Source organism: Enterobacter cloacae complex sp. SYL001 (genome assembly GCF_049237025.1).
Classification (GTDB): Bacteria; Pseudomonadota; Gammaproteobacteria; order Enterobacterales; family Enterobacteriaceae; genus Enterobacter; species Enterobacter intestinihominis.
Window position 1 is genome coordinate 1 of sequence record NZ_JBMKJI010000058.1, and the last position, 1,769, is coordinate 1,769.

The 1,769-nt window shown below is 50.1% G+C and carries 1 protein-coding gene; it reads left to right on the plus strand.

The window, feature by feature from the left end; genetic code table 11:
- Positions 1-1,146: 1,146 nt before the first annotated feature.
- On the plus strand, positions 1,147-1,374 hold the full coding sequence (locus ACOTZP_RS23800) for a YgdI/YgdR family lipoprotein (RefSeq protein ID WP_021243043.1): 228 nt from the start codon (positions 1,147-1,149) through the stop codon (positions 1,372-1,374).
- Positions 1,375-1,769: the final 395 nt, after the last annotated feature.

The following is a 1,769-nucleotide window of genomic DNA, read 5'->3' on the forward strand; positions in this document are numbered from 1 at the left end:
AAAAAAAAAAATTGCAGTCAGGCCGGAACGGCTGCTGAACCGGTACAGGCGGGTTCCGGGCGCAGCGCCGGACCAGTCACGGAGCACTAGCGGAGTGTATACTGGCTTAAGATGTAGCATGGCAGTAACACATAGCATTAATGCCACATAAGACAGGCGCAGAAAGTGAAAGAAAACGCGTCAGGAGAAAATGTGATACAGAATATATTCCGCTTCCTCGCTCACTGACTCGCTCCGCTCGGTCGTTCGGCTGCGGCGAGCGGGACGGGCTTACGGATGGATCAGAAATTTCCTGGGGGATGCCAGGAAGATACTTAACGAAGAAAGCATAAGGCCGCGCCAAAGCCGTTTTTCCATAGGCTCCGCCCCCCTGACAAGCATCACAGAATCTGACGCTCAAATCAGTGGTGGCGAAACCCGATGCGGCTTAAAGATACCAGGCGTTTCCCCCTGGTGGCTCCCTCGTGCTCCCCCGCATTCCTGCCTTTCGGTTTACCGGTGTCACTCCGCTGTTATGGCCGCGGTTTCTCATTCCACGCCTGACACTCAGTTCCGGGAAGGCAGTTCGCTCCAGGATGGACTGTATGCACGAACCCCCCGTTCAGTCCGACCGCTGCGCCTTATCCGGTAACTATCAACTTGAGTCCAACCCGGAAAGACACGACTAATCGCCATTGGCAACGGCCATTGGCAAACAGGATGTGCGAGAGATGTCTCAAGAGTTCTTGAAGTGGCGGCCTTAGTGAGGCTACACTGAAAGGACAAATTTGGTGACATGTCTCGCACAAGACTGTTACCACGGTTAGGGGATCTGCCAGGATTACCTAACCTTCGAAAAACCACCTGCCAGGGTGGTTTTTTCGTTTACAGGGCAAGAGATTACGCGCGGAAAAAAAGGATCTCAAGAAGATCCTTTATAAATTAGACATCCAACCTCACAAAGAGGAATACTTAAATCATCTTGGTATATGTATCGGCCGGATTACATCTCATATAAGCCTCCTCCCCGCCTGACACCACACTTTGACCATAGCACCTCGCGCCTAACTCGATATACAGCCCACCATCAAGCCTCTTTTCACATAAAAAATGACCTATAGTTAGATGGTTAGTGACCAAAACTGATATGGATAAAAGGAGCTGGCTTTGAAAAAGATTTTTGTTTCAGTGTTCGCAGCGGCAGTTGCGCTTTCAGCCCTCACCGGCTGCACGCGCACAAGCTATGCCATACACACCAATGACGGTCGCACTATTGTCAGCGACGGCAAACCTAAAGAATCAGACTCAGGCCTGCTTGGCTATACAGACGCGAATGGTGTCAAACAGCAGATCAATAAAACCGACGTTAAAGAAGTCTCCGAAATTCCGCACTGAGCATCTTCTCCGAAAAAGGCCGCTAATGTGGCCTTTTTCTTTACCTGTGGTTCTCCGCCAAAATCCCAGCAAATTGCATCACCAAAGCTAAAAGCTTTCAGGGTTGTCTAAAAAGCACAAGACATAAGAGGAAGTGCGGTATTTTATAATCAAGCCCCCAAGAATTTACCATAACATCCGTTGCCCGCACCGCCTGAGACGCGTTCAGCGCGTTCCTGACGAAACCATGACAAAAACCACAACAAACCACCCCGGAACCCGTCAGAAACGCGCCTGTTAAATTTTAACGGCATGCATGACTATGCACCAGAATGACGCCATGCTCTTTTCACGCAAAAATCATCACCAGACGGGGAAAATCACCAGTGACCAGACAGGAATCCGCCGCCCTCAAT